Source organism: Pseudomonas sp. B21-009 (assembly GCF_024749345.1).
Classification (GTDB): Bacteria; Pseudomonadota; Gammaproteobacteria; order Pseudomonadales; family Pseudomonadaceae; genus Aquipseudomonas.
The window spans coordinates 4,008,931-4,032,521 of the sequence record NZ_CP087199.1; the positions used below are offsets into that span (position 1 = coordinate 4,008,931).

27 protein-coding genes and 1 pseudogene are annotated in these 23,591 nt (G+C 60.1%); 14 read left to right on the forward strand and 14 right to left on the reverse strand.

All coding sequences use genetic code 11. The features are described 5' to 3' along the window. Positions 1-159 precede the first annotated feature (159 nt). The 6 genes from LOY34_RS18420 to LOY34_RS18445 form a co-directional block, all read right to left on the reverse strand. The gene (locus tag LOY34_RS18420) at positions 160-633 is read right to left on the reverse strand and encodes a hypothetical protein (RefSeq protein WP_258594305.1); all 474 of its coding nucleotides are present in this window, start codon (positions 631-633) and stop codon (positions 160-162) included. Next, the gene (locus LOY34_RS18425; protein ID WP_258663848.1) at positions 630-965 is read right to left on the reverse strand and encodes a hypothetical protein; all 336 of its coding nucleotides are present in this window, start codon (positions 963-965) and stop codon (positions 630-632) included. The genes LOY34_RS18420 and LOY34_RS18425 overlap by 4 nt, the downstream gene beginning before the upstream one ends. Then, a complete protein-coding gene (locus LOY34_RS18430) occupies positions 962-3,697 on the reverse strand; it encodes a bifunctional DNA primase/polymerase (RefSeq protein ID WP_258663850.1) in 2,736 nt (911 codons plus the stop codon). The genes LOY34_RS18425 and LOY34_RS18430 overlap by 4 nt, the downstream gene beginning before the upstream one ends. After that, a complete protein-coding gene (locus tag LOY34_RS18435; RefSeq protein WP_408980889.1) occupies positions 3,694-3,969 on the reverse strand; it encodes a TraR/DksA family transcriptional regulator in 276 nt (91 codons plus the stop codon). Before LOY34_RS18435 ends, LOY34_RS18430 begins: the two co-directional genes overlap by 4 nt. Continuing rightward, on the reverse strand, positions 3,890-4,378 hold the full coding sequence (locus LOY34_RS18440) for a phage regulatory CII family protein (RefSeq protein ID WP_258594311.1): 489 nt from the start codon (positions 4,376-4,378) through the stop codon (positions 3,890-3,892). Before LOY34_RS18440 ends, LOY34_RS18435 begins: the two co-directional genes overlap by 80 nt. 227 nt (positions 4,379-4,605) lie before the next feature. Continuing rightward, positions 4,606-4,854 carry a helix-turn-helix transcriptional regulator gene (locus tag LOY34_RS18445; protein ID WP_408980890.1) on the reverse strand — a complete coding sequence of 83 codons (249 nt, stop codon included), beginning with the start codon at positions 4,852-4,854 and terminating at the stop codon, positions 4,606-4,608. 77 nt (positions 4,855-4,931) lie between these two features. On the opposite strand from LOY34_RS18445, the gene LOY34_RS18450 reads away from it, so the two are divergent. The 6 genes from LOY34_RS18450 (at position 4,932) to LOY34_RS18475 (ending at position 8,397) form a co-directional block, all read left to right on the forward strand. Continuing rightward, a complete protein-coding gene (locus LOY34_RS18450; protein ID WP_258663854.1) occupies positions 4,932-5,612 on the forward strand; it encodes a LexA family transcriptional regulator in 681 nt (226 codons plus the stop codon). A 13-nt stretch (positions 5,613-5,625) separates the two neighbouring features. Continuing rightward, positions 5,626-6,465 carry an HIRAN domain-containing protein gene (locus tag LOY34_RS18455; protein ID WP_258663856.1) on the forward strand — a complete coding sequence of 280 codons (840 nt, stop codon included), beginning with the start codon at positions 5,626-5,628 and terminating at the stop codon, positions 6,463-6,465. A 247-nt stretch (positions 6,466-6,712) separates the two neighbouring features. Further along, on the forward strand, positions 6,713-7,219 hold the full coding sequence (locus LOY34_RS18460) for a hypothetical protein (protein ID WP_258663857.1): 507 nt from the start codon (positions 6,713-6,715) through the stop codon (positions 7,217-7,219). Then, complete coding sequence (locus LOY34_RS18465) at positions 7,216-7,455, forward strand: pyocin activator PrtN family protein (protein ID WP_258663858.1); 240 nt, start codon at positions 7,216-7,218, stop codon at positions 7,453-7,455. Before LOY34_RS18460 ends, LOY34_RS18465 begins: the two co-directional genes overlap by 4 nt. Before the next feature lie 89 nt (positions 7,456-7,544). Beyond that, a complete protein-coding gene (locus tag LOY34_RS18470; RefSeq protein ID WP_258663859.1) occupies positions 7,545-8,051 on the forward strand; it encodes a hypothetical protein in 507 nt (168 codons plus the stop codon). 70 nt (positions 8,052-8,121) lie between these two features. Then, the gene (locus tag LOY34_RS18475) at positions 8,122-8,397 is read left to right on the forward strand and encodes a pyocin activator PrtN family protein (protein WP_258663860.1); all 276 of its coding nucleotides are present in this window, start codon (positions 8,122-8,124) and stop codon (positions 8,395-8,397) included. Position 8,398: 1 nt separating this feature from the next. Here LOY34_RS18475 and LOY34_RS18480 read toward each other — a convergent pair. Then, positions 8,399-9,558, reverse strand: a pseudogene (locus LOY34_RS18480) (tyrosine-type recombinase/integrase). Between the two features lie 66 nt (positions 9,559-9,624). Here LOY34_RS18480 and dusA point away from each other — a divergent pair. The 3 genes from dusA to LOY34_RS18495 all read left to right on the forward strand — a co-directional run bounded on the left by dusA (position 9,625) and on the right by LOY34_RS18495 (position 13,742). Next, positions 9,625-10,635 (forward strand): tRNA dihydrouridine(20/20a) synthase DusA, encoded by a 1,011-nt coding sequence (gene dusA, locus LOY34_RS18485; RefSeq protein ID WP_123565413.1) that lies wholly within the window; start codon positions 9,625-9,627, stop codon positions 10,633-10,635. Between the two features lie 125 nt (positions 10,636-10,760). Further along, entirely contained in the window at positions 10,761-11,687 is a 927-nt protein-coding gene (tal, locus tag LOY34_RS18490; RefSeq protein ID WP_093380795.1) for a transaldolase, read from the forward strand. Positions 11,688-11,846: 159 nt separating this feature from the next. Next, positions 11,847-13,742 (forward strand): alkaline phosphatase D family protein, encoded by a 1,896-nt coding sequence (locus tag LOY34_RS18495; RefSeq protein WP_195886030.1) that lies wholly within the window; start codon positions 11,847-11,849, stop codon positions 13,740-13,742. Between the two features lie 40 nt (positions 13,743-13,782). Here the strand turns inward: LOY34_RS18495 and rssC are convergent, their stop codons facing one another. Beyond that, on the reverse strand, positions 13,783-14,265 hold the full coding sequence (rssC, locus tag LOY34_RS18500) for an anti-sigma factor antagonist RssC (RefSeq protein WP_038994382.1): 483 nt from the start codon (positions 14,263-14,265) through the stop codon (positions 13,783-13,785). Next, complete coding sequence (gene rssB, locus LOY34_RS18505; protein WP_045194857.1) at positions 14,262-15,446, reverse strand: two-component system response regulator RssB; 1,185 nt, start codon at positions 15,444-15,446, stop codon at positions 14,262-14,264. The genes rssC and rssB overlap by 4 nt, the downstream gene beginning before the upstream one ends. Positions 15,447-15,708: 262 nt before the next feature. Between rssB and LOY34_RS18510 the strand changes: the two genes are divergently transcribed. Further along, positions 15,709-16,008, forward strand: a complete 300-nt coding sequence (locus LOY34_RS18510) for a PilZ domain-containing protein (RefSeq protein WP_195884677.1) — start codon at positions 15,709-15,711, stop codon at positions 16,006-16,008. Between the two features lie 53 nt (positions 16,009-16,061). On the opposite strand, the gene LOY34_RS18515 is transcribed toward LOY34_RS18510, so the two are convergent. Further along, positions 16,062-16,763: a VacJ family lipoprotein gene (locus LOY34_RS18515; RefSeq protein ID WP_045194864.1), complete on the reverse strand. Its 702-nt coding sequence runs from the start codon at positions 16,761-16,763 to the stop codon at positions 16,062-16,064. 190 nt (positions 16,764-16,953) lie between these two features. Between LOY34_RS18515 and LOY34_RS18520 the strand changes: the two genes are divergently transcribed. Together LOY34_RS18520 and LOY34_RS18525 are read left to right on the forward strand one after the other, a co-directional pair. Next, the gene (locus LOY34_RS18520) at positions 16,954-17,514 is read left to right on the forward strand and encodes a hypothetical protein (RefSeq protein ID WP_045194865.1); all 561 of its coding nucleotides are present in this window, start codon (positions 16,954-16,956) and stop codon (positions 17,512-17,514) included. 124 nt (positions 17,515-17,638) lie between these two features. Then, positions 17,639-17,902 carry a DUF4404 family protein gene (locus tag LOY34_RS18525; RefSeq protein ID WP_045194866.1) on the forward strand — a complete coding sequence of 88 codons (264 nt, stop codon included), beginning with the start codon at positions 17,639-17,641 and terminating at the stop codon, positions 17,900-17,902. 44 nt (positions 17,903-17,946) lie between these two features. Here LOY34_RS18525 and queF read toward each other — a convergent pair whose 3' ends face one another. Beyond that, complete coding sequence (queF, locus tag LOY34_RS18530; RefSeq protein ID WP_195884678.1) at positions 17,947-18,777, reverse strand: NADPH-dependent 7-cyano-7-deazaguanine reductase QueF; 831 nt, start codon at positions 18,775-18,777, stop codon at positions 17,947-17,949. A gap of 68 nt (positions 18,778-18,845) precedes the next feature. Further along, positions 18,846-19,337, reverse strand: a complete 492-nt coding sequence (locus LOY34_RS18535; protein WP_195884679.1) for a plastocyanin/azurin family copper-binding protein — start codon at positions 19,335-19,337, stop codon at positions 18,846-18,848. 156 nt (positions 19,338-19,493) lie between these two features. On the opposite strand from LOY34_RS18535, the gene LOY34_RS18540 reads away from it, so the two are divergent. Both LOY34_RS18540 and LOY34_RS18545 read left to right on the forward strand, forming a co-directional pair. Continuing rightward, positions 19,494-20,174 carry a heavy metal response regulator transcription factor gene (locus LOY34_RS18540; RefSeq protein WP_195884680.1) on the forward strand — a complete coding sequence of 227 codons (681 nt, stop codon included), beginning with the start codon at positions 19,494-19,496 and terminating at the stop codon, positions 20,172-20,174. Further along, positions 20,171-21,520, forward strand: a complete 1,350-nt coding sequence (locus LOY34_RS18545; RefSeq protein WP_195886031.1) for a heavy metal sensor histidine kinase — start codon at positions 20,171-20,173, stop codon at positions 21,518-21,520. The genes LOY34_RS18540 and LOY34_RS18545 overlap by 4 nt, the downstream gene beginning before the upstream one ends. 66 nt (positions 21,521-21,586) lie before the next feature. Here the strand turns inward: LOY34_RS18545 and LOY34_RS18550 are convergent, their stop codons facing one another. Continuing rightward, complete coding sequence (locus LOY34_RS18550) at positions 21,587-22,831, reverse strand: lipoprotein-releasing ABC transporter permease subunit (protein ID WP_038999248.1); 1,245 nt, start codon at positions 22,829-22,831, stop codon at positions 21,587-21,589. A gap of 72 nt (positions 22,832-22,903) precedes the next feature. After that, the gene (gene lolD, locus LOY34_RS18555) at positions 22,904-23,587 is read right to left on the reverse strand and encodes a lipoprotein-releasing ABC transporter ATP-binding protein LolD (protein ID WP_176794235.1); all 684 of its coding nucleotides are present in this window, start codon (positions 23,585-23,587) and stop codon (positions 22,904-22,906) included. Between the last annotated feature and the right edge of the window lie 4 nt (positions 23,588-23,591).

Here is a 23,591-nt window from a genome sequence, read left to right on the forward strand (position 1 = left end):
AAAAGAAAACCCCGCCAAATGGCAGGGTTCTCATTGCTCCGACGACTCGGGGCAGACTTGCACAGCACAGTGCTTTGGGGAGCGCCTAAGCGCAGTTCGCATATCGTGGGGACTTTTTACCCGCCTCCGGAAAAACCGAAAAGAGGCAATTTTCGGTTATCAACTTCGACCAGACTTTGACACTACTTTGGCCCCACTTTGAGCCATTCCACTCCGACGAACGGTACGACCGTGGACGACGCCCTGACGCGCCATCAGGATTGTCATGACACGCAAATGCAACGCTTGCACCCAGTTTCGGTAGGTACGATCAGCGCCTTCCGCCAATCCGACTTCGCGCATCTGCTCACGAATGGGCGCGCCGTAGTGATACCGAAACCGGGCCAGCTTGGCCAATGCTTGGCCGCGTTCGTCGCGGCGCTCTAGCTCGGCGATGGCAGCATCTACTTCAGCCGCTGCGTAGTCCATCCCCGATCCGCCACCAATAAGTGGTCTAGTTCCTGGCGTGCCACGTGGCGCCCCTCCTTTCCAGTCAACGATTGAACCCATCTGGCTGCCCAGACTGGCCTCATGGCCGAACCGGGCCTGCTGCTCACCCCAATGCTTCATGAGGCTCTCGATATCCTCAATCATCCCTGAATCTCCCGCAAATCGCGCACCCGACACAAAACAGAGCTACCCGACACAAACCCAACACACTTAAAAGCCAGTGATTTCAATAACTTCATAAGCCTTGTGTTTAGTGTGTTGGGTTTGTTGAGTTTTTTAGGGCTCGCATGGGGAGTGTTTTCCTCCTGTTTAAACCCAATGAAAAATACGCGCCCGCGCGTGCGCGACGACAAACCCAACACACCCACTACAGCCCCAGTCAAACCCGCAGAATTTGCGGACTTTGCCTGTGTTGCCCCCGACACATAGACCCAACACCAACCCAACACACCCACCACACCGATAGCCGTATTCATGCTGCAAGCCCCTTCACATGGTCCCAGCCATCCACGTTCCAACCCGCAAGCTTTGCCTTGGCACGCCACTCGGTGACCGCCACGCCCAGCTCGGCCGCCTTCAACGATGGGGGAAGGGAAGCATCAGAGTCATTTGGGAAGAAAAATGCCGCAAATCGTCTGTTGTTGCCGTCCGTCCAGGGAATGGGCCGCGTCTTCTCGACCTCAGAGCTAATGAACAGCGAGAACTTCGTTTGACTCATCGCATGCTCTCTATTGCGCTGGCACCACTCCAAGAACAGGGCATAGAGGTCCGACGACATGCAACAACCCCATAGGCCTCGCCCAAGATCACCGCACCGCCAAAGGTGCAGGAACGTCTGCCAGGCTGCGCGGCTGAGAGCTACAAGGCGCTGGCGCGCTTCAGTCTTGGGCGGGCGGGTCCGCTGGTTGAAGTCGCCCATATCAACGCTCAACAACCAGGCATACAAGGCCGCAATGCCACCGTTCTTCAACTCGTGCCCTATCGCACGCTGACGCTCTTCCGGAAGTGTCTCCATTGGCCACATCACCAACATCCGCCGGTCGCTATCGCTGATCGGCCACGGCAAGATCTCGTTACTCAGAAACACCGCGTTCATATGGTTGGCTTCCTCCCAACCGTTGATGAACTTGGACTCCATGCGCACCGTCTTGCCAGTGACCAGGTGCTTGATCTTGCCGACTTGGTTGTACCGCTGATCCCGGCTCACAACCTCTTCAAACACCGCCCAAAGCTTGCGGCTCTGCCAAGCGTTGAAAGACCCCTCCAACTGCGTCTGCCCTACTGTTGCGGCGTATTGGCCGTAGAGTTCGCCCATTGCATCGGCAAACAGCAGACTCTTGCCCGAGCCCTCCATGATGGAGTGCATTAGTACAGCAGTGTCCATTTTGGCGCCCATGTGCTGCAGCGGGTACGCCAACCAACGTGTTAGCCACTCAGTGGCGGGTAGGTCATGGTTGCAAAGGAATGAAATAAGCCAGCGCAGGTTTTCGCAGGCTTCGTCATTGCGCAAAGGCTCCAGGGGCAAGCCTTCAAATGTGTTGATGTACTGATTTGGGTCTTTGGTCATCGTTGGGTCGAACACAATATGGTCGACATCAACGACACGTCGGTTTGGGCTGTTAAGCCAAACGGGATACATACCGCCAAGGGCCATCTTGACGGCCCCCTCAGCTATACGCCGCTTCTTCTCTCGGTCCCACACATCTTTAGTGCCGTCGATGTACACATACCGGTCAATGGGCGACATCTGCAAAGCACCGCCCTTTTTGCTGTCCAACTGCCGGATCTGTTGAATTTCCTCAACCTGCTCAGCAGAAATCAGCTTTCGGCTGGCATCTGCCAACCATTCTTTCGCGAGCGGCTTGCCAATCAGCGCTTCAAATCCCGACTTCTTAATCAGCCTCGACTTGTCGAAATCCCAAACGTGAGTAGTTCCTTCCACCAAGGCGAATCGCCTCAGAATCTGCGCGATACCAAGGCCCTCATCCCCCTCACCCCCGATATTGGAGGAGCTGGCCGCGCTTTCCTCTGATGGGGTGCGGGGAAGGCCCTCAACCACCTGAGGCAGCACCTCTTCAATCTCGCTCTCATTCGATGGGGAACGGGGAAGCTCACCGCGCGTCGGTGGCTGCGATGAGCGACTCGCTGAATCGATGCCCAACAATTGAGCTGCCGCCTTCGTCGCAACCTGTACATCCCCCCCATGCTCAAGAATGCAATACACATCAAAGGCATCGTTCTTGTGCCCATTCGCCAACGGATCAGAACTGTGATGCGAGTACAGACGACCCTCCGTAATAGTGATCCCAGGCAGCCCGCTACTACTTTGAGGACAGAGCCATTTACCGCCGTGCTTGCTGTAACCATGAGCTGCCAGCAGCGCTTCGATGTCATGACAACGATTGAACTCATCGATAACTTTCGGCAGTTGCTTACCTCCGACCAAAGCTCGCTTGGGCGCAGCCGGTGGAGCCTTAGCGAGCTTCAGGGCCCATGGACAGACGGCTTCCGCTTCAGGCTTGAATGCATCCCAGCCCTGCCAGATGGCTAACAACTCAGCAGGTAGATCTGGCAAACCTTCAGCCCTGGGAGGGTTGCGCCATACATAAGGTTTCTGCGTTCCCGGGTGGATTGAAGGCGGTAGCACGTCCTGCGTCAGGCCGGCGCGCAATTCAAATACGGTGAACTTCTTGTAGGGCTCAGCTGCAGCCCGCGCAACGGCCTCGGCTTCCGCGTCTCCGGCCTCTTTCGCTGCCTTGGCCTGGGCCATGAACCCCCGGAAAATCGAACCATCAGGATCACTTTCATTTGGCCAGAACAGCGAATGTCGACTCAGCTCAACGCCGTCAGGCACGCGAAACAACACACGAAAACGTGCCGGGTTGCCTACCACCGTCGGATAGGCAACTGCCAACGCATCCAAATCGACCCCCAACTGCTCTTGCAGGACGAAGCGCGTCCACTGGACATCATCCACGTCCAGGGAACAGACTCGACTGGGGCCATGAACGACGCCCATGTTGTGCGATGGGTTCTTCTGCCAGAATGCCTCAGCGGCTTCCGCATCTACAAAGTACCCACCAGGCTGGTTCCAGCCCTTACCTTTCGGGCCCTTTTGTCCCGGCTCGATTGGCACCAGGGCGAAGTTGAAAGTTTCGATATAGCGGCGGGCCCAGACAGCAGTCGGCACTCCATTGCGCTCAGTCATCCCCAACGCTCCCGTAACCCCTGGCAGCTGATGCAGGTCTCACAACCTGCAACGGCCCGCTGACGGGGCAGCGGGATCGGGTCTTCACAATCAACGCAGAACTGAGCGCTTGGCTTGAGCGACTGGCGTGGCCGGGACTGCAATGCGACCTGCAGGTGATACTCGACCTGCTCATTGGCCCGATCAATTTCATCAGCCATCGATACGGTCCTCCATCGCCTGCCGCGCACCGGCCATGATGCCCAACACTTCGCGGATAACGTCCATACCATGCTTCTCTAGGTCGAGAACCTCATGGAGTTCCCACTTTTTGTCGGCGGCACCGTCATGCATGCTGGACACAAACTCGCTGGCCTCTTCCAGCAACTTGCCCACGGCCTTCAGTGCTTCATGAGTTGCTGGGACCGGTACAGGGCGATACCAAACGGCACCAGCTGGGCGCACCAATGCATCCAGCAAACGAGGGTCAGCTGTCAACCCGATAACCTCTTCCAGCTCATCAGGCGTCAGCCAACGGCGCTCTTCGTCAAGCTTGAGCTTCTTTTGCAGTGCATCGTTGTCGAGCACCATTTCGTAGGCAAGGCGGGTGATACCACCCGGAAAATCGCGACCGGCGCGATAAAGCGCCTGCCGCAAAGAAAGGACCGGGCCTGCGCCCGGCAATAGATCTGTGCGACTCATAACCGTAAAACCCCCGTTTACGGTGTAGCCACAGGAACAGGTTCACCCTATCCTACGACCACGACCGATGTGCTGTGCTAAACGTGCTGTGCGGCACGGTGCTTCGATTGAGTCGTCCGGTATGACTTGTGGTGAGAAGGACCGGACGGCGGATTGCGTCGGCGCCATGCGCCGACTTTGCTGAGCTGGGGAACTTCTTGTGGTGAGAGCCCCCAGCTCGGCGCTCCTTATGCGGCTGCAGCGCCTCCATCAGGCGGAAACACATCATCCAAGCTGCAGACCACTCCCAACGAGTTGAGCGCTACCACGATAGCCCTGCTATCCGACAGCCCCGGAACTCGCCGGCCTGATTCATAGTTACTGATTCGCCCCTGCGACCAACCAAGCGCTTCAGCCAGGGCGACCTGTGAAATCCTCCCCTCCGTGCGAAGCTGCGATATTCGGTTCATGTGAAACTCCAAATGACCAATGGACATTAAAATAACAACGTTTCGTTGTTTTCACAACACGTTTAGTTTGAGCCGTTGTAAACAGAGCGTGATAATTTTTGCGAATGGAATCTCTCGGACAGCGCATCGCCCGCTTACGGCGACAAAAACAACTCTCCCAAGGCGCCTTAGCTGATAAGTGCGGGTGGGAGAAAGGTCAGGCGCGTATCGGTAATTACGAGCGCGATCTTCGAGAACCGAACATCACTGACCTGCGGCTCCTGGCTAATGCCTTAGGCGTCTCACTGATGGGACTGATAGAAGGCGATACCGAGAGTCAAAGCCCTCAAGAGTACGACCTTAACGGTCCCTCCAAAGAGGACTACGCGTTGATTCCGCAATACGATGCCCTCGGCGCAGCAGGCAACGGCCGCCTCAATGATCATGTCGAAGTAAAAGGCGGACTTGTCTTCAAGCGCGCCTGGCTGAGCCGAATGGCGCTTAGAGAGAAGAACCTGCACGTCATATACGCTCAAGGCCACAGCATGGAGCCCACGATCAGCGACGGCGATGTAGTGTTGCTAGACGAAAGCCAAATCGAGCCACGCGACGGGCGCATCTACCTCATCCGACGTCACGGGGGAGAATTGATTATTAAGCGCCTGATTCAAGGCATAACGGGCGGCTGGATTATCCGTAGCGACAACGAGGACAAAAGAAGTTTCCCCGACCAGCCGATCAGCGAAGCCGACATCGATCACCTTCAGATCATCGGTAGGATCGTCTGGCATGGCGGCGCCCTCTAGAACCGGAGCAAGCATGGAAGCCCCAAAACGACGCATTTCACTTTCCAAGAAGCAGCTTGAGACAGATGCTGGCCTTGAGCTTTTGAACATCTGCCAGTCGATCACGGCAGATGGCAAGATCGCCAATGAAGAGATTCATGCGATTCAAGCCTGGCTTTCGCAGAATAGCCAAGCGGACATTCCCGCAGTCCAATTCTTGTCAGAAGTGCTATCTCGCGCGTTAGAAGACCAAATCGTCACTGAAGCTGAACGAAAAGAGATCGCTAAGTCCATCGAAGCCGTGCTACCGCAATCAGAGCGAAAGCTTGCGGTATCGGCTCGCAGGCAGGCCGAAATTCAGGCGCAGCAGTTGAAGCGAGAAGCTGACGAGCACTTGAAACAAAAGACTCGCGAAATCAAGAAGCTAAATAGACCTCTTGCAACCACAGACTTCATGGTCGCTGGCACCCGTCATGATGGTCGCAGCGAGATCATTGATATCGAGATTCGACCTGGCTCAACCGTGATCCTCAAGCGAGACAGAGAAAATCGACACAGCCGCTTTGCCATTGCTGTCATGACGGAACACGGAGAATGCATTGGCCACGTCCCTGAAGACTATGCAGAGTACTTGGCACCAATAATGGACGAAGGCGCGTCACAAGAAGCTAGCGTCAAAAAAGTCCTCGAATACGATTCAGGTCCTGTTCCGGTTATCGTCGCTCACCTCTATGACCCCCGCTCAGAACGGCAAGCCCCTCTAAGCGGTGAGTCCAAAACCTCACCCAGCAGCCCTAGAAAGCCGAAGCTGCGTCTCATAATCGGCATCATGATCACACTTTTTGTTGTAGCGATGATCGCCGCAAACAACTAAACGTGTTGACATAAAAACAACAATGCGTTTTATTTGTCTCGCTTCCCTCTCACCACGGAGAACGAGACATGCGAAACGCACAGCACAAAGGTCAATGCCAAGTCTTTCTACACCCCACAGCCTGCAGCAGTCGCTCACTAGTTGACGCCATCCAGCGACGCACCGGTCGACTGATCATTGCTACGCAGAAAGGCAACGCACAAGCTGTACAGGACGTTACCGCCCAACAGCTCGGGGGTAACGCGGCATGAGCGCATTCGTCATCCCTTTTGCGAAACAAGATCTGCTACACCAAGTCCTCATTACTGGTGGTACCGCAATCTGCCCGCTTTATCTCCCTACGATTCAGCTCGACGCCGACATTGATGTCGAGCTGAGCAAAGACCAGGCGCACGTTAAAGTGAAGTTTGGTGATCTTTCGGGATCTCTAACACTCCCCCGCGGCGACCGGGCTAACCACCTGCACCTGCGCGACTTCATCGAGGATGTTGCCAACGGCCGTACCACGGCTGGCCGGACCAAACAGGCTATCGCCCTGATGGAGGCACTCGACCATATCAGCACCGCACTCCTAGAAGACCAGATCGCGTACATCGCCCCTACGACCTCTGCTGAATACCCGCTCGGCGCCGTGGTCACGAACGGACGCGGTGAGCTCTGCGCGGCAGCGATAGGCACCAACAAAGAGCACTTGGCGGAATTACTGCGGGACAAGCTGCGGCCCCATCCCGAGGGGAACGGGGAGAAGGTATGAGTGAAACGCTAGCCCAACTGCGCCGGCAGTGGACAACTCCATGTCCGACTCTACGTGAAGTTCGGGAGCACTACTTCCCGCACATCAAGACGGATCAGCATCTGCGCAAGCTGATCAATAAAGGACGCATCCAGCTCAAGTTGATTAAGCCGGATCACTCCGTACGCGCCGAGTACGTGGTTTATCTGCACGAACTCGCTGCTTATCTGGATGCACAAGCGCATTCAGCAGGCTAACAAGGCGGCCCCGGCCTACAGGGGCATATTTGCCCTGCCGCTCTCACCACGGCTCACAACGGCGGCGGGCACATTCTGGAGCACAGCACTTGCAACCACAGCAAATCATCCTTGCCCTGGCCACCCTCTGGCTCTTCACGCTGGTGGCCCTGCCATTCTTGTTCAGCACGGCCCGTCGGCGAGCAAAAGAAAGCGGCTTTGCCGCAGGGCTTGCTCAACGGGAAGCCGACCATACCAAGCAGATCACTGACTTGAATGCTGACATTGACGCCATCGCCCAGGAGCGCCTCAAAGAACAGCGAGCGCACCTTCTGGTTACAAGTCAACGGCTGGCTCACATCGAAGAGCTTGAAGCCAGAATCATGTCCTACTCCGGGCTTGCCGTGACAAAGGTCGACTACGAGCACCTAACAAGCGCAGCTGAAACCCTGCGCCTTGCCCGCAACACATGGCAAAAACTGCAAGGCACTGAGCTGTGGTGCAAACGTGCTTACGCTGAGTGCCAAGGCCTCCTGCGCCTAGCCAGCCGTATCCATGCAGAACTGCGCCCCAGCCCCAGCCCCAGCCCGGCCATCCAGCAAGGAGACGTGGCATGAACCCTGATCAGCAAGAACCCGGGAGACACCCCGAGCCCCTGGCCCTCGACACGCGGGAGCGTCGCATGACATGAATACGTCCTTCGTACTAATGGCGCAATACAACGGGCTTGCTGTCATCCCTCTGGAGCACGTGTGCAATGATTACTTCACGCATCTAACTGTGAAAATGTTGGAGCGTAAGGTTCTAGCTGGCCAGATCAAACTTCCCATAACTCGACTTGAGTCCAGCCAGAAGAGCGCCAAAGGGATTCATATCGCCGACTTGGCACTCTACCTGGACCAACAACGAGAAGCCGCATTAAAGGAATGCGCCCAGCTCAACGGATACAAGAAAGCCAGCTGACTTACGCCTTGATCCGGGCGCCCAATTCTACGGGCGCCTTTTTATTTGCTCTAACCACGCCCAGTCTTTGTAGTTATCACCTCGCCCTCGTAAATGCGTATAACGACGCAATGAGTTCCAGTCCCTGTGACCAGAAACACTCGACACCCGTGGAATATCCCAGTCCATTTCGAACAAACGACTAACCCCTTCATGCCGCAGGTCGTGGAAATGCAGATCCTCGATGGCAAGGAACTGACACGCCCTGGTCCAGGCTGCCGAAATTGAATCACTGTTGTATGGGAATATCTCGTCACATTCCCGAGGCATGCTTTGAACAATCGCCCAGGCCTCATCCGGCAAATGGCACCAGACATCGTTACCGATCTTCTGCCCTGGGTTCTTCATATCCCGAACTTTCACAGCCTGCCGCTCTTCATCCAAATCAGCCCAGCGGATTCGGGTGATCTCCTCCTGACGGCGCGTCGAGAACAGGGCGAAGGCAAGAACCTTAGGCATGTTGATGGACGAAGGTCGACGCTTCTGCATTTCGAAGAAGTGCTCCAGCAGCTTGTCCAGCTCATTCATTGCCGGTCGACGATCACGCTCACGGCTTTTCATGTTGTACCCAAGCTTCTTTAACACGGTACGGGCGTCACTCATGGCATGGGGTTCCACCTCATATCCCCAAGCGGGCCGCGCCACTGATAGCACTGACCCGAGGTGCGCGAGATCATTGCCAGCCGTCTGCGGCTGTACAGCGCCACCTTCAGGACTCATGCGCCACAAAGCGTAGTCGACCAAGAGTTGGCTGTTGATAGCAGAATCCACTACCTCGCCGAAGTGGCTGGCGGCAATGGCAAGCAAGGTTGCCTTCTTGGTTTTCCCAAGCGGCCGGACCTTGGCGCCTTCGACCAGGTACCGGTCAATCATCTCTCGAACGGTGTGACCCCTTCGGTTTGCCCGCTCGATCGCACCAGGTTCAGCTAGCTCTGTCTCTCGTCGCTTTGCCCACGCTTGGGCAGCCTGCTTGCGGGCGAATGTCTGGCTCTCTTGGTAAACTAGCTCCTTGTCGCGATTGATGCGGATCTGGACGGTGTAGCTGGATGTGCCATCGGCCCTTTTGCGTGCTCTGATCGTTGCCATGGGAAATTGGTACACGTCGGTTTTGGATTGGTACATTGTACCAACCACTTGGGATAAACGCCCAAAAACCCCCGAAAATTGGTACAAAACGCGTTGGATGAAATGCCCCTAAAATCCGCCTCAACCCCAGTAAACCCGCGCCCTGAGCCGTCCCGCCGCTTCAGCGTTGCGCCTATGATGGACTGGACTGACCGCCACTGCCGGTTCTTCCTGCGCCTGCTGTCCAGCAACGCCCTGCTCTACACCGAAATGGTCACCACCGGCGCCTTGCTGCACGGTGATGCCGAGCGTTTCCTGCGTCATAGCGAGGCCGAGCATCCGCTGGCGCTGCAGTTGGGCGGCAGTGTGCCGGCTGATCTGGCCGCCTGCGCCAAGCTGGCCGAGGCCGCAGGCTATGACGAGGTCAACCTCAACGTCGGCTGCCCGAGCGATCGGGTGCAGAACAATATGATCGGCGCCTGCCTGATGGGCCATCCGGCGCTGGTCGGCGATTGCGTGAAGGCGATGCAGGATGCGGTGCAGATTCCGGTGACGGTCAAGCACCGCATCGGTATCAATGGCCGCGATAGCTACGCCGAGCTGTGTGATTTCGTCGGTCAGGTGCGTGATGCCGGTTGCCGCAGTTTTACCGTGCATGCGCGTATTGCGATTCTTGAAGGCTTGTCGCCGAAGGAGAACCGTGAGATTCCGCCGCTGCGGTATGACGTCGCCGCGCAGTTGAAGGCCGACTTCCCGGACCTTGAGCTGGTGCTCAACGGCGGGATCAAGACCCTGGCGGAATGCCAGGAGCACTTGAAGGTTTTCGACGGGGTGATGCTCGGGCGCGAGGCTTATCACAATCCGTATCTGTTGGCCGAAGTTGACCAGCAGTTGTTCGGCAGCAGCGCGCCGGTGATCAGCCGCAGCGAAGCGCTGGCCAAATTGCGCCCTTATATTGCTGCGCACCTGGCCTGCGGCGGCGCTATGCATCACATCACCCGGCATATTCTCGGCCTTGGCCAGGGCTTCCCGGGGGCGCGCAAGTTTCGCCAGTTGCTGTCGGTGGATATCCACAAGAGCAAGGACCCGCTGGCCCTGCTCGACCAGGCCGGCGAGCTGCTGCAGGGGCGTTAACCCCGGAACCTGTGCGCGCTTTGGCACTCGAAGGCTTATCCCCTTCGCCCCGCCTGCCAGCCAGCCCTTGAGCGGCTGGCAGCGCTCGGGTAATGTCGATCCATTGCACAGGACAGAGCACGCCCATGACTTCCAAGCTGGAACAACTCAAGCAGTTCACCACTGTGGTTGCCGACACCGGTGATATTGATGCCATCAGCCGCTTGAAACCGGTCGATGCCACCACCAACCCTTCGCTGCTGCTCAAGGCCGCGGCCATGCCTGGCTATGCCGAGCTGCTCCAGCAATCGGTCGCGCACAGCAAGGGCGATGTCGGCCTCGCCTGTGACGCCTTTGCCGTGGCGGTTGGCGCCGGCATTCTCAAGGTGATTCCGGGGCGTATCTCCACTGAGGTCGACGCCCGCCTGTCCTTCGACCAACCGGCGCTGCTGGCCAAGGCCCGGCAGTTGATCGAGCTGTACGACCAGGCCGGTATCGGCCGTGACCGGGTGCTGATCAAACTGGCCTCGACCTGGGAAGGCATCCGCGCCGCCGAGGTTCTGGAAAAGGAAGGCATCCAGACCAACCTGACCCTGCTGTTCTCCTTCGCCCAGGCCCAGGCTTGCGCAGACGCCGGGGTGTTCTTGATTTCGCCGTTCGTGGGGCGCATCTACGACTGGTACAAGAAGTCCACCGGCAAGGAGTATGTCGGCGCCGAAGACCCGGGCGTGCAGTCGGTGACGCGCATCTACGATTACTACAAGACCAATGACTACAAGACCGTGGTCATGGGCGCGAGCTTTCGCAATATCGGCCAGATCGAGCAACTGGCCGGCTGTGACCGCCTGACCATCAGCCCCGAGCTGCTGCAGCAGTTGAGCGATGATCAGGGCGAGCTGCCGCGCATCCTCAAGCCTGGCAAAACCGGCGAGGCGCGCCAGCAGTTGACGGAGAGCCAGTTCCGCTGGGCGTCGAACGAAGATGCCATGGCCACCGAGAAACTGGCCGAGGGGATTCGCCAGTTTGCCCGGGATCAGGAGAAGCTTGAGGCGTTGTTGGCGGCAAAGGCCTGATACAAATCTGGGTTTGCCAGTGAGGTAGATTGCGCGGAGCATCACTCGGTTCGCGTCGTCTGCAATCGCTGGCAAGCCAGCTCCCACAGGTACTGCATGCATAGCAGGCATCCCGGATCAACCTGACCTCCCAATCTTGTGGCGCCTTCTCCGTTGTCGATAACCGATGCATCTTCTTTGCCCTTGGTACTGGCCGGCCCCTTGCTGCGCCGCCTCGAACCCACGCGCATCGTGTTCTGGCTGGTAGCCTGCGAGCCGCTGCAAGCTGAACTGCAACTGAGCTGCGCAGGCGTTTGCGCCGACATCCACTGCAAGGTTGTGCCGATTGGCCGTCAGGCGTTTGTCCACCTGCTCGACATCCGCCTCGACAGCCCGCTGCCGTGCGATGAGCAGATCGACTACGACCTGATCTTCAACAACCAGGGCATCGCCGACTACGCACCACACCTGCTTTACCCGGGCGCGCAACGGCCGAATTTCGTCCTGCGTTCACACCTGGAGCACCTGCTCCACGGCTCCTGCCGCAAACCCCACCACCCGGCGGCCGACGGCCTGCTGTGCGCCGATCGCCTGTTGCTGGAACACCCCACGCCATTGCAGCGCCCGGCCCTGCTGATGATGAGCGGTGACCAGGTGTATGCCGACGATGTCGCCGGGCCCATGCTGCGCGCCATACATGCGCTGATCGAGCGCCTGGGGCTGTTTGGCGAGCACCTGCAAGGCGCGGTGGTCGATGACAGCGCCGCGCTCTACCAGCACCCGGCCAGCTATTACCACCGCGCCGACCTGCTGCCGGCACTGGAGAGCAACGAAACCCTGCGCGAGCGCTTTTTCGGCGGCACGCGCAAGCCGATCTTCACCAGCAGCAACGCCGACAACCACCTGGTGACCTTCGCCGAAGTCATGGCCATGTACCTGCTGGTCTGGTCCCCGCTGCCCTGGGGCCTGATCGACGTGCAGATGCCACCCGGCCTCAATGCCGAGCGCCAGGCCCGCTACCGCCAGGAACAGCAACTGATCGACGGCTTTGCCAGCGGCCTTGGCGGGGTGGCGCGGGTATTGGCACATTTGCCGAGCCTGATGATTTTCGATGACCACGACATCACCGATGACTGGAACCTGTCGGCGCAATGGGAAGAAACCGCCTACGGCCACCCGTTCTCCAAGCGCATCATCGGCAACGCCCTGCTCGGCTATATGCTGTGCCAGGGCTGGGGTAACAACCCGGATGCCTTTACCCGGCTGCTGGAGCATTGCCAGGCCTTCAGCCACAGTGCCGACGCCGATGACTACCTCGACACGCCGCTGCAGGATGCGCTGATCAACGAGGTGCTGCGCTTTCAGGGCTGGCAGTTCGTCCTGCCCAGCAGCCCGGCGCTGCTGGTGCTCGATACCCGCACCCGGCGCTGGCGCAGTGAAAGCAACTTCAACAAACCCTCGGGCCTGCTCGACTGGGAAGCCTTAAGCGAGCTGCAACAGGCGCTGCTCGACCATCCTTCGGCGATCATCGTCTCGCCGGCGCCGATCTTCGGCGTCAAGCTGATCGAGAGCGTGCAGCGGGTATTCAGCTGGCTGGGTTATCCGCTATTGGTCGATGCCGAGAACTGGATGGCCCATCGCGGCGCGGCGCAAGTGATCCTGAACATCTTCCGCCACTCGCGCACACCGGGGCACTACGTGATTCTCTCCGGTGACGTGCACTACTCGTTCGTCTATGAGGTGCTGATCCGCCACCGCCAGCGCGCCCCGCACCTGTGGCAGATCACCAGCAGCGGCATCAAGAACCAGTTCCCCAAGCGTCTGCTGGACACCTTCGATCGCCTCAACCGCTGGCTGTACTCGCCACGCTCACCGCTCAACTGGTTTACCAAGCGCCGGCAAATGCAGGTGATGCCGCGCACACCCGCGCACAGCAAGGCCGGCGAGCGGCTGTGGAACAGCGCGGGCCTGGGCCAGGTGTTTTTCAATGAACAGGGGCAGCCGGCGCGGATTTTCCAGCTCAACGCCGATGGCAGCGCGGCGACCGAGTTTCCACCGCGCGAAGCTGACTGTTAAGTGATTTTTGACCGGCGCCAGAACGGCGCCCGGTCGACGATCAGGTGCGCTCGAGAGCGTTGACCAGGTCGTGGAAGGCTTCGCGGTTGGAATCGTTCAGGCCCATGAGGATCTTGTGCGCCTCAAGCACCTTGGAGCGCACCACGTCTTCGTTCTGATCCTGCGACGGCAGGTCGGTCAGGCATTCCGGGCACGGGATCGGCCGGTCAACGATGTTGAACACCTGGTCGAAACCCATCGACTGCAACAGGCGGGTGATGTCGGCGTGGGTGGTGACCACCGTGGGCAACAGCCCGACCTTTTGCCGCGACAGGATCGAGAGCTTGGCCAGCAAGCCCAGGGTGGTGCTGTCGATGCTGTGGGTTTCTGTCAGATCGATGACGATCGCCGAGAAATTCAGCGCCGTGAAGATCTTTTCAATCGTCGCATCCAGCGCCGAACACAAGGTCAGGCGCACTTCACCGACAAACTTCAGCACGAAGGTGCCATTCTGCTCGGCGAACTGGATTCTACCCGTACTCATTGAAGGTTCCTGCTCAACACCAATAGGGCGATATCATCCGGCATCTCCCCAAGCGTAGCTAATCCGAATCGTTGGCGCAGCCCATCCAGACTACCGCCTGCGGCCTTGATGATTTCAGGCAGGGCCGCCTCTTTATCTTTGAGTGTGTCACCGGGCAAAAGGTCCAGAATGCCATCAGACAGCAGGGTCAGGCTGAACTGCGGCGGCAACTCCAGGACGTGGTCCTGGTAGGTAGCCTCCTCGAACAAGCCGACCGGCAATCCGCGGCCCTCCAGATAACGGCTCTGGCCCGGGGTGTACAGCACTGGCAACGGCAGGTGACCACCGATGCTGTAGGTCATGATACCGGTGTCTTCGTCGATCACGCCGCCGACCATGGTCACATGCTTGCCCAGCTTGCAGTTGATCAGGCCGCGGTTGATGTGCCCGAGCACTTCAGACGGCTTGAAGTCACGCAAGTTGCCGCCGCGCTTGAATTCGAACAGCAGGCGCGTGGTCATGAACTTCAGCAGCACGGTGACGAAGGCCGAAGACGCGCCATGCCCGGAAACGTCTGCCAGGTAAAAGGCAATTCGCCGGTCATCGACACGGAAATAGTCGGCAAAGTCGCCCGACAGGTACAGCGACGGAATGATCTGGTGCTCGAACGACAGGTCGTCGGCCACCCAGGGGCTTTCCGGCAGCATGTTCATCTGCACCTGACGCCCGGCGGTCTGGTCTTCCTGCAGCAGGTGCAGGCTGGCCTCAAGCTCGCGGTTGGCGGTTTCGAGCTTTTCCCGGTAGCGCTGGTTTTCCAGCACCAGACGCGCGCGGTCCAGGGCCCGGCGTACCGAGTGTTCCAGCACTGCGAGGTCTTCGAGGGGCTTGATCAGGTAGTCGGCCGCGCCCAGGCGCAGGGCCTCGACGGCGTCGTTCATCACCCCGGCGCCCGATACCACGATCACCGGCAGTTCCGGCGCGCGCTCGGTTACCTGGCGAATCAGCTCCAGGCCGCCCATTTGCGGCATGCGCAGATCGCAGATCACCAGATCAGGATGTTCCTGTTCGAAGACCTGCAGGCCCTGCTGGCCATTGGCTGCCTGCAGGACGCTGAAACCGCTGTCTTCCAGGTAGGCGGCAAGACTCGCACGTACGACGTCGTCGTCATCGATTATCAGCAGCGTTGCACTGGTTTTCTGCATGTGGGCAAACGGCGCCAGGAATAGGTTGGGCGTAGGTGAGCATCGGCCCACGTACTGGATTCACTTCGAGCTACTCTTCTATGAGTTGTAGGACATCAAAACCTGTCCGGCAAATAGCAGAGGTGCCTTGTAAGGCGCAGACGGTACTCCCATCCGCCGGGCGTTTCAAGGGCACACCGATGGTCGCCGATGCTCTTTACAGCCGAAAGCACCGGGAGTTATAAAAACCCCTCCAACCGCAACGCAATGAAAGGATGCCGAGATGAGCTCAGGGCCCATGGACTACAGCGAGAAGCGCGATTTCATTCGCATGCGGGTGGAAGCAGATATAAGCCTGATCCACCAGGGGCAGGTTATCGCCGCCGTCTGCCTCGACCTCTCCAGCAGTGGCATGCAGGTCCAGGTGCCGCAGCCGTTCACGGTTGGCGATCAACTCGAGGTGCGTATCGACTCCGACCATCCGGCACTCAAGGGCCTGGAAGCGAGCACAGAGGTGGTGTGGATTGCCGACCAGCAAGACGGCAAGCAGAAACTCGGGCTGCGCATCCTCAGCATGAAATAATTGCAGACACAAAAAAGGCGACCTGAAGGTCGCCTTTTGTTTACCCGCTCGGATCAGAAGTCGTCGACGACGGCGCCATCCTTGACCTTGAATTCGCGATTTTGCAGGTATGCATTGCGAATGAAGATGTATTTGTCGCCATTGATCAGCTTTTCAGCCGACAGCAGGCTCGCGCGGGTGTCGACCACATCGACGGCGGCGGCGGTGTTGCGGGTCGGCACGTGGTCGATGTAGCGGTAGGGTTCGGTGTAGGTGTCCGGGTACTTGCCGATGGCATCGCGCACGGTGCTCGGGCCGAGCAACGGCAGCATTACGTACGGGCCGCTGCTCACGCCCCAGTAGCCGAGGGTCTGGCCAAAGTCTTCGTCATTGCGCTGCAGGCCCATCTTGGTGCCGACATCGAAGAACCCGCCAATACCGAAGGTGGTGTTGACGATCAGCCGCGCAGTATCAACCCCGGCGGCGTGCGGCTTGAGCTGCAGCACGTTGTTGGCCAGGTTGGTGACGTCGCCCAGGTTGCGGAACATGTTGTGGATGCCGTCTTCGAGGAACTGCGGGGTGACCGCCTGGTACCCCTGTGCCAGCGGCTTGAGCGCGTAGGTGTCGAGCGTGTCGTTGAAGCGGAAGATCGGCCGGTTGATGCTTTCCCAGGGATCTTCTTCAGTGGCCGCCTGGGCCGCGACGACAGGCGCCAACAGTAGGCCGGCACAGACACAAGCCCGGGTCATCCGATCGATCAGGCCGATCCTACGCATAGTGTTACTCCTCGAACTAGGCAGACGCCGCGCGTCCTACGCCAAAAAATGAAGCAAGTATAAAGGCTCTGCTGCCGTTAAGCAGCTTGGCATAAACAACGTCGCAAAAATGTGAACAACTGTGTATCGGCAGCGTCACCAAAAAGTAACAACCCAAGCGTAGCCTGCAAAGTATTTCAGGGACGTTGCCATGCCAGACTCCCCCGCCATTACTGCCCTGCTGTTCGGCTTGCGCGGCTGCCTTGTCGAAGTGAACCCGGGCTCTGATGCCCAGGCACCCTGCCCCACTCCGGGCGCGCTGCCCACCCTTGACTGGCTGTATCAGCAAAAGGTTCCCTGTGCCTGGCTCGATGAGCTGCCGGCTGCAGACGGCAAACAAATGGCCAGCCCCTTGCCGGCCTGGCTCAATGCCTTCCCGGCCTGCAAGACCCCCTGGCCGGCACCGGATGCCTGCTGGCAGGCACTGATGAGCCTCAGGGCGGGCAAACTCGACGGTTGCGTGCTGGTCAGTGGCGAACCACGCCTGCTGCAGTCGGGCCTCAACGCCGGGTTGTGGACCATCGGCCTGGCCGCCTGCGGGCCCAGCAGCCAGTGGCAAGCCCTTGGCCCCAAGGAGCAGGAACGCCAGCGTGGCCAGGCCACCTTGCAGTTGTTTGCCCTGGGCGTGCACTCGGTGATCGACCACCTCGAAGCCCTGGCCGACTGCCTGGCAGACATCGGCCAGCGCCGGCGCAAAGGTGAAAAACCCTGAAACAGCACCTTTGATCAGGGTCATGCAAAGCGCTGGCCGGTGGATTACTCTAGTAGACAGGGCATGGACCTTTCACCCGCTAACGGGGTCCATGACTGTGCCTATTCATAGAGGGAGAACACCCATGCCTGCCCAAGAACTGCAAAAGCAACTCACTGAGCTGCGCGAGCAACTGGAGCAGAACCCGCCGCTTTCAGAAGAAGAGCGCCAACACCTGCATGAGCTGATGGAGAAGATCGAGGCCGAGATCAAGCTGGAAGCCGCGACCAAGGACAACAACCTGGTCGATGGCGTCAACCTCGCCGTGGAGCGCTTTGAAGTCGAGCACCCGGGCCTGACCGCCACCTTGCGCAATATCGTTCAGAGCCTGCAAAGCATGGGCATCTAAGCCCGCCGGAATAAAAAAGCCCCGTCATCGAACGGGGCTTTTCGTTACTGGCGAACCAGTCGCAGGTTCTGAAGGGTCACCTGTGAAGTACTGCGGTACGGGTTGATGTCCAGGCCGCCGCGGCGCACGTAACGGGCATAAACCGTCAGGTGCTCGGGGTTGAGCAGGCGCTTGAGGTCAAGGTAGATGCGCTCGACGCACTGCTCATGAAAGTCGGCATGCTGGCGGAAGCTGATCAGGTAGGTCAGCAGGCTGGCGTGATCCAGCGCCGCGCCACGGTAGTGCACGGTGACGCTACCCCAGTCCGGCTGGCCGGTGACCGGGCAGTTGGACTTGAGCAAATGGCTGTGCAGGGTTTCTTCAACAATGTTGGCGCTGTCGCAACGCAGCAACTCCGGCTGCGGTTGCTCGTAGTTGCTGATGCTGACATCCAGCTCATCGATGCACACGCCCGGCAAGCCGACCACGCCCTGCCCTTCGACCTCGGCCAGGCTGCGGACCTGCACGCCCACCGGCTTGCCGGCGGCAGCCGAGAGGTCCTTGACCAGGCATGCCTGCAGGGCAGCGGGCGATTCGAACACGGTCTGGTTCAGCGAGTTGAGGTACAGCTTGAACGACTTCGACTCGATGATGTTCGGCGAGTCGGCCGGGATGGCGAACTCACCGATGGCCACCACCGGCTTGCCCGATGGCAGCAGCCAGGACAGCTCGAAGCAGTTCCAGAAATCGACGCCCTGCCATGGCAGGGTCTGGGCGCTGACGCCCAGCTCGGCCCATTTTGCCGCCCGCGGGATCGGGAACAGCAGCGAGGGTGTGTAGGTGGAAACGTATTCGCTGGATTTACCCAGCGGAGAATGTTCGGCGGCAGGATGCATGGCTAAAACCTGTAGGAGCAAATGCGCCTAGTTTATCGGTTTTAGGCCATGCTTTGGGCAATCGGCTGTTATTGGCCGATGGTCAGCTTGCCGACCATGCCCGCTTGATAATGACCGGGCACGTTGCAGGCGAACTCGATTGGCGCCGACTGGCTGAAGGTCCAGGTCAGCTCGGCGCTTTTGCCAGGTTCGACCATCACCGTATTCGGATCGTCATGCTGCATGCTGGCGTGATTCATGTTGCCGTGGCCCATGGCCGAATGGTCCATCTGGCCCTGCATGGCGAGCATTTCTTTCTGGTGCCTGGCGTGCATCACAGCATCGCCGAGGCTGAACTCATGGACTACCGCGCCCTTGTTGACCAGCACGAAGCGCACAGTCTCCCCGGCCTTGACCTCAAGGCTGCGCGGCGCGTAATACATGTCGCCCATCACCACCTCGACGCTGCGGGTGGCCTTGCTCGCAGGCGCAGGCTGGCCGAAGGTGTAGGAATGCGCGGGCGACGCCAAGGCTGGAAGGCTGAACAGCGCCAGTGCGCCAATGATAAAAAGGTGTTTCATTTCAAGCCCACTCCAGGGTTGCGACGGTTCAGGCTTCACTGTAGAAAATCGCCGCTGGCAGTCACCTGACAAAAACATTACAACTTTGTCAGCTTGGCCACCCGCCACGCCCGCCGCGGTATAACCCTGCGGCAATCCACGTAAAAGAGCCAGCCGATGAAACTGTTGATCGTCGAAGACCAGACCAAGACCGGCCAGTACTTGTGCCAGGGCCTCAGTGAAGCGGGCTTTGCCACCGAGCTTGCCAGCGACGGCAATACCGGCCAGCACCTGGCCCTGACCGGCGACTATGACTTGCTGATCCTCGACGTCATGCTGCCGGGCCGCGATGGCTGGCAGATCCTTCAGGCGGTGCGCGCCGCCGGCCTGGAAATCCCGGTGCTGTTCCTCACCGCCCGCGACGCCGTCGAAGACCGCGTGCACGGCCTGGAACTGGGCGCCGACGATTACCTGGTCAAGCCGTTCGCCTTCTCTGAACTGCTGGCACGGGTGCGCAGCCTGCTGCGCCGTGGCTGCAGCCCGGCACAGGAAACCAGCCTGGGCCTGGCCGACCTGCGCCTGGACCTGATCCGCCGCCGGGTCGAACGCACAGGCCAGCGCATCGACTTGACCGCCAAGGAGTTCGCCCTGCTCGAACTGCTGCTGCGCCGCCAGGGCGAAGTGCTGCCCAAATCGCTGATCGCCTCGCAGGTGTGGGACATGAACTTTGACAGCGACACCAACGTCATTGAAGTGGCGATCCGCCGCCTGCGCCTGAAGATCGACGATGCCCACGACAACAAGCTGATCCATACCGTGCGCGGCATGGGTTATGTGCTTGAAGAGCGCAGCGCCTGATGCGCCGCCTGTCCCTCGGTAGTCGCCTGGCACTGCTGTTTGCCGCCTGCACGGCAGTGGTGTCGCTGACTGCCGGTATCCTTTTTAGCCGCGCCAGCGCCACCCACTTCATCGAGCTCGACCAGCAACTGCTCAACAGCCGCCTGTCACTGCTGCGCCAGATGCTCGAAGGCGTGGACGACCCGGCCAGCCTCGCCCCGCGCCTGCCTGCCCTGCAAACCGAACTCAGCCACCAGGCCGACCTTGCCGTGCGCATTCGCGGCCGGGACGGGCGCATCTGGTTCGACAGCCAGGCCGGCCTGCCCGAGTCGCCGCAAGTGCTCGGCCTGAGCACCCTGCACAGCAGCGGCGTCGACTTTCGCAGCCTGTGTGTCAACCTCAACGGTGGCGACGCGCAGCTGACGCTGTTTCTCGACATCACCCACCATCAGCATTTCCTCCAGCGCATGCAGCAGCTGATCTGGCTGACTGTCGGCCTTTCGGCGCTGGCGACCGCGTTGCTCGGCGCCTGGGCCGCGCGCAGCGGGCTGCGGCCACTGCGGCAGATGGGCGAAGTGGCCTCCGGGGTGTCGGCACGCTCATTGACCACACGCCTGCCCGAAGGGCAAATGCCGGTGGAACTGGCGGAACTGGCGCAGACCGTCAACGCCATGCTCGAACGCCTGGACGATGCCTTTCAGCGCCTCTCGGCGTTCTCTGCCGACATTGCCCACGAGCTGCGCACGCCGCTGTCCAACCTGCTGACCCACACCCAGGTAACCCTGACCCGGCCGCGCAGCCTGGATGAATACCGCGAGGCGCTGCACAGTAACCTCGAAGAGCTGCAATGGATGGCGCAACTGGTCAACGACATGCTCTACCTGGCCAAGGCCGACCACGGTTTGCTGATGCCCAGCCGCCAGCAACTGGCACTTGAAGACGAGGCCGATGCCTTGCTCGAATACTACGCGCCGCTGGCTGAAGATGCCGAGGTAAGCCTGAGCCGTGAGGGCCAAGCGCCGCTTGCCGGCGACCGGCATATGCTGCGCCGGGCGCTGTCCAATTTGCTCGACAACGCCCTGCGCTTTACCCCGGCCGGCGGCGAGATACGTGTGACCATCGAGCGACACCAAGACGGAGTAAGGCTGCAGGTGGCCAACCGCGGTGAGCCGATTGACCCGGCGTTGCTGCCGAAACTGTTCGACCGCTTCTACCGGGCAGACCCGGCGCGGCGCGAAGGCAGCAGTGAGCATGCGGGGTTGGGGCTGGCGATTACCCGCTCGATCGTACAGGCGCACGGCGGGCGTATTCGTGGGGAGTCGGCTGAGGGCTGGACGCGGTTCGTGATCGACTTGCCGACGGTGTGAATACCATCGCGGGGCAAGCCCGCTCCTACAGCCGGTGTAGGAGCGGGCTTGCCCCGCGATCAGCCATCACTCGTAACGCAAGGCGTACGCCGGCTCTACCTGCGAAGCCCGCCAGGCCGGGTACAGGGTGGCCAGGAAGCTCATGATCAGGCCGGCGCTACAGATCAGCGCCACGTCGCCCCATTGCAGTTCCGACGGCAAGGTACTGATGAAGTACACGTCCGAGGTGAAGATGTGCTGGCCGCTGACCCGCTCCAGCCAGCCGACGATCTGGCTGACGTTGAGCGCGGCAATCACCCCCAGCACGCCGCCGATCAAGGTACCGACGATACCGATCAGGCTGCCCTGAACCATGAAGGTGCCCATGATCTGCGCCGGCGTTGCGCCGATGGTGCGCAGGATGGCGATGTCGGCGCCCTTGTCGTTGACCACCATGATCAGCGTGGCAATGATGTTGAACGCCGCCACGGCGATGATCAGCAGCAGCAACAGGCCGATCATGGTCTTTTCCATCTTCATGGCGCTGAACAGGCTGCCCTGGGTGTGGGTCCAGTCATCGGCGCGGTACTGCTCGCCAAGGCTTGCGGTAATCGCCTTGGACACCTGCGGCGCCGCGTACAGGTCCTTGACCTTGAGGCGCACGCCCTGCACCTGGTTCGGCGCCCAGCGTTGCATCTGCGCGGCGTCGGCCATGTGCATCAGGCCCAGCGAGCCGTCGAGCTCGGCGCCGACCTTGAATACCCCGACCACGTTCAGGCGCTGCATGCGCGGGGTGATGCCACCCGGCGCGCTGCTGACTTCGGGCACGATCAGGGTCAGCTTGTCGCCAACATTGAGGCGAAAGCGGCGCGCGGTGATTTCACCGATGACCACGCCGAACTCACCCGGCTTGAGGTCTTCAAGGCTGCCCTGGACGATATGCTGGGCGACGATCGAGACCTTGCCCTCCTCGGCCGGGTCGATGCCGCTGACCTGGATCGGCTGCATCGAGCCCTTGTAAGAGAGCATGCCTTCCATCTCGGTCAGTGGTGCGGCGGCGATCACTTCAGGGTTTTTCAAGGCTTGCGCCGCCACCGGCCGCCAGTCGTCCAGCGGCTGGGCACCGAGCACGCTGGCGTGCGGCACCATGCCGAGGATGCGCGAGCTCATTTCGCGCTGGAAGCCGTTCATCACCGACAGCACCACGATCATCGCCAGCACGCCCAGGGACAGGCCGATCATCGAGGTCATGGAAATGAACGAGATGAAATGGTTGCGGCGCTTGGCGCGGGTGTAGCGCGCGCCGATGAAAATAGACAAGGGTCTGAACATGAACGAAAGCACCCGGGTAAAGAAAAGGAACCAGGTGCCCGCCTGACAGCGGCGGGCACGTTGCGCGGGCAATCAGATCGGTACCAGGTGCCCGTCTTCCAGGCGCAGTACGCGGTCCATCTGGCGCGCCAGATTGAGATCGTGGGTCACCACCAGGAAGGCCGTCTGCGAAGAGCTGCTGAGCTCCTGCATCAAGTCCTGGATACCCTGGGCGGTGTGATGGTCGAGGTTGCCGGTAGGCTCGTCGAGCATCACCAGCCCCGGACGGTTGACCAGCGCCCGGGCGATGGCCACGCGCTGGCGTTCGCCACCGGACAGTTCGGCCGGCTTGTGGCTCAGGCGATGGCCCAGGCCGACGCGCTTGAGCAGCGCTTCGGCGCGCTCGCGGGCTTCGGGGATGGCGGTGCGACCGATCAGCAGCGGCATGCACACGTTCTCCAGCGCCGTGAACTCCGGCAGCAGGTGGTGGAACTGGTAGACGAAGCCCAGGGCGCGGTTGCGCAGCAGGCCACGGGCGCGTTCGCCCAATGCCGAGAGCTCTTCGCCGGCCAGCCAGACGCTGCCTTCGGTCGGGGTATCGAGGCCGCCGAGCAGGTTGAGCAAAGTACTCTTGCCTGAACCGGAGCTACCGACGATCGCCACCCGCTCGCCCGGGTGCAGCTCCAGCTGCAGGCCGGACAACACCTGGACTTTCTCCGGGCCTTCCTCGTAGGACTTGCCCAGGTTGCGGCAACTCAGCACTGCTTTATCACTCATGCCC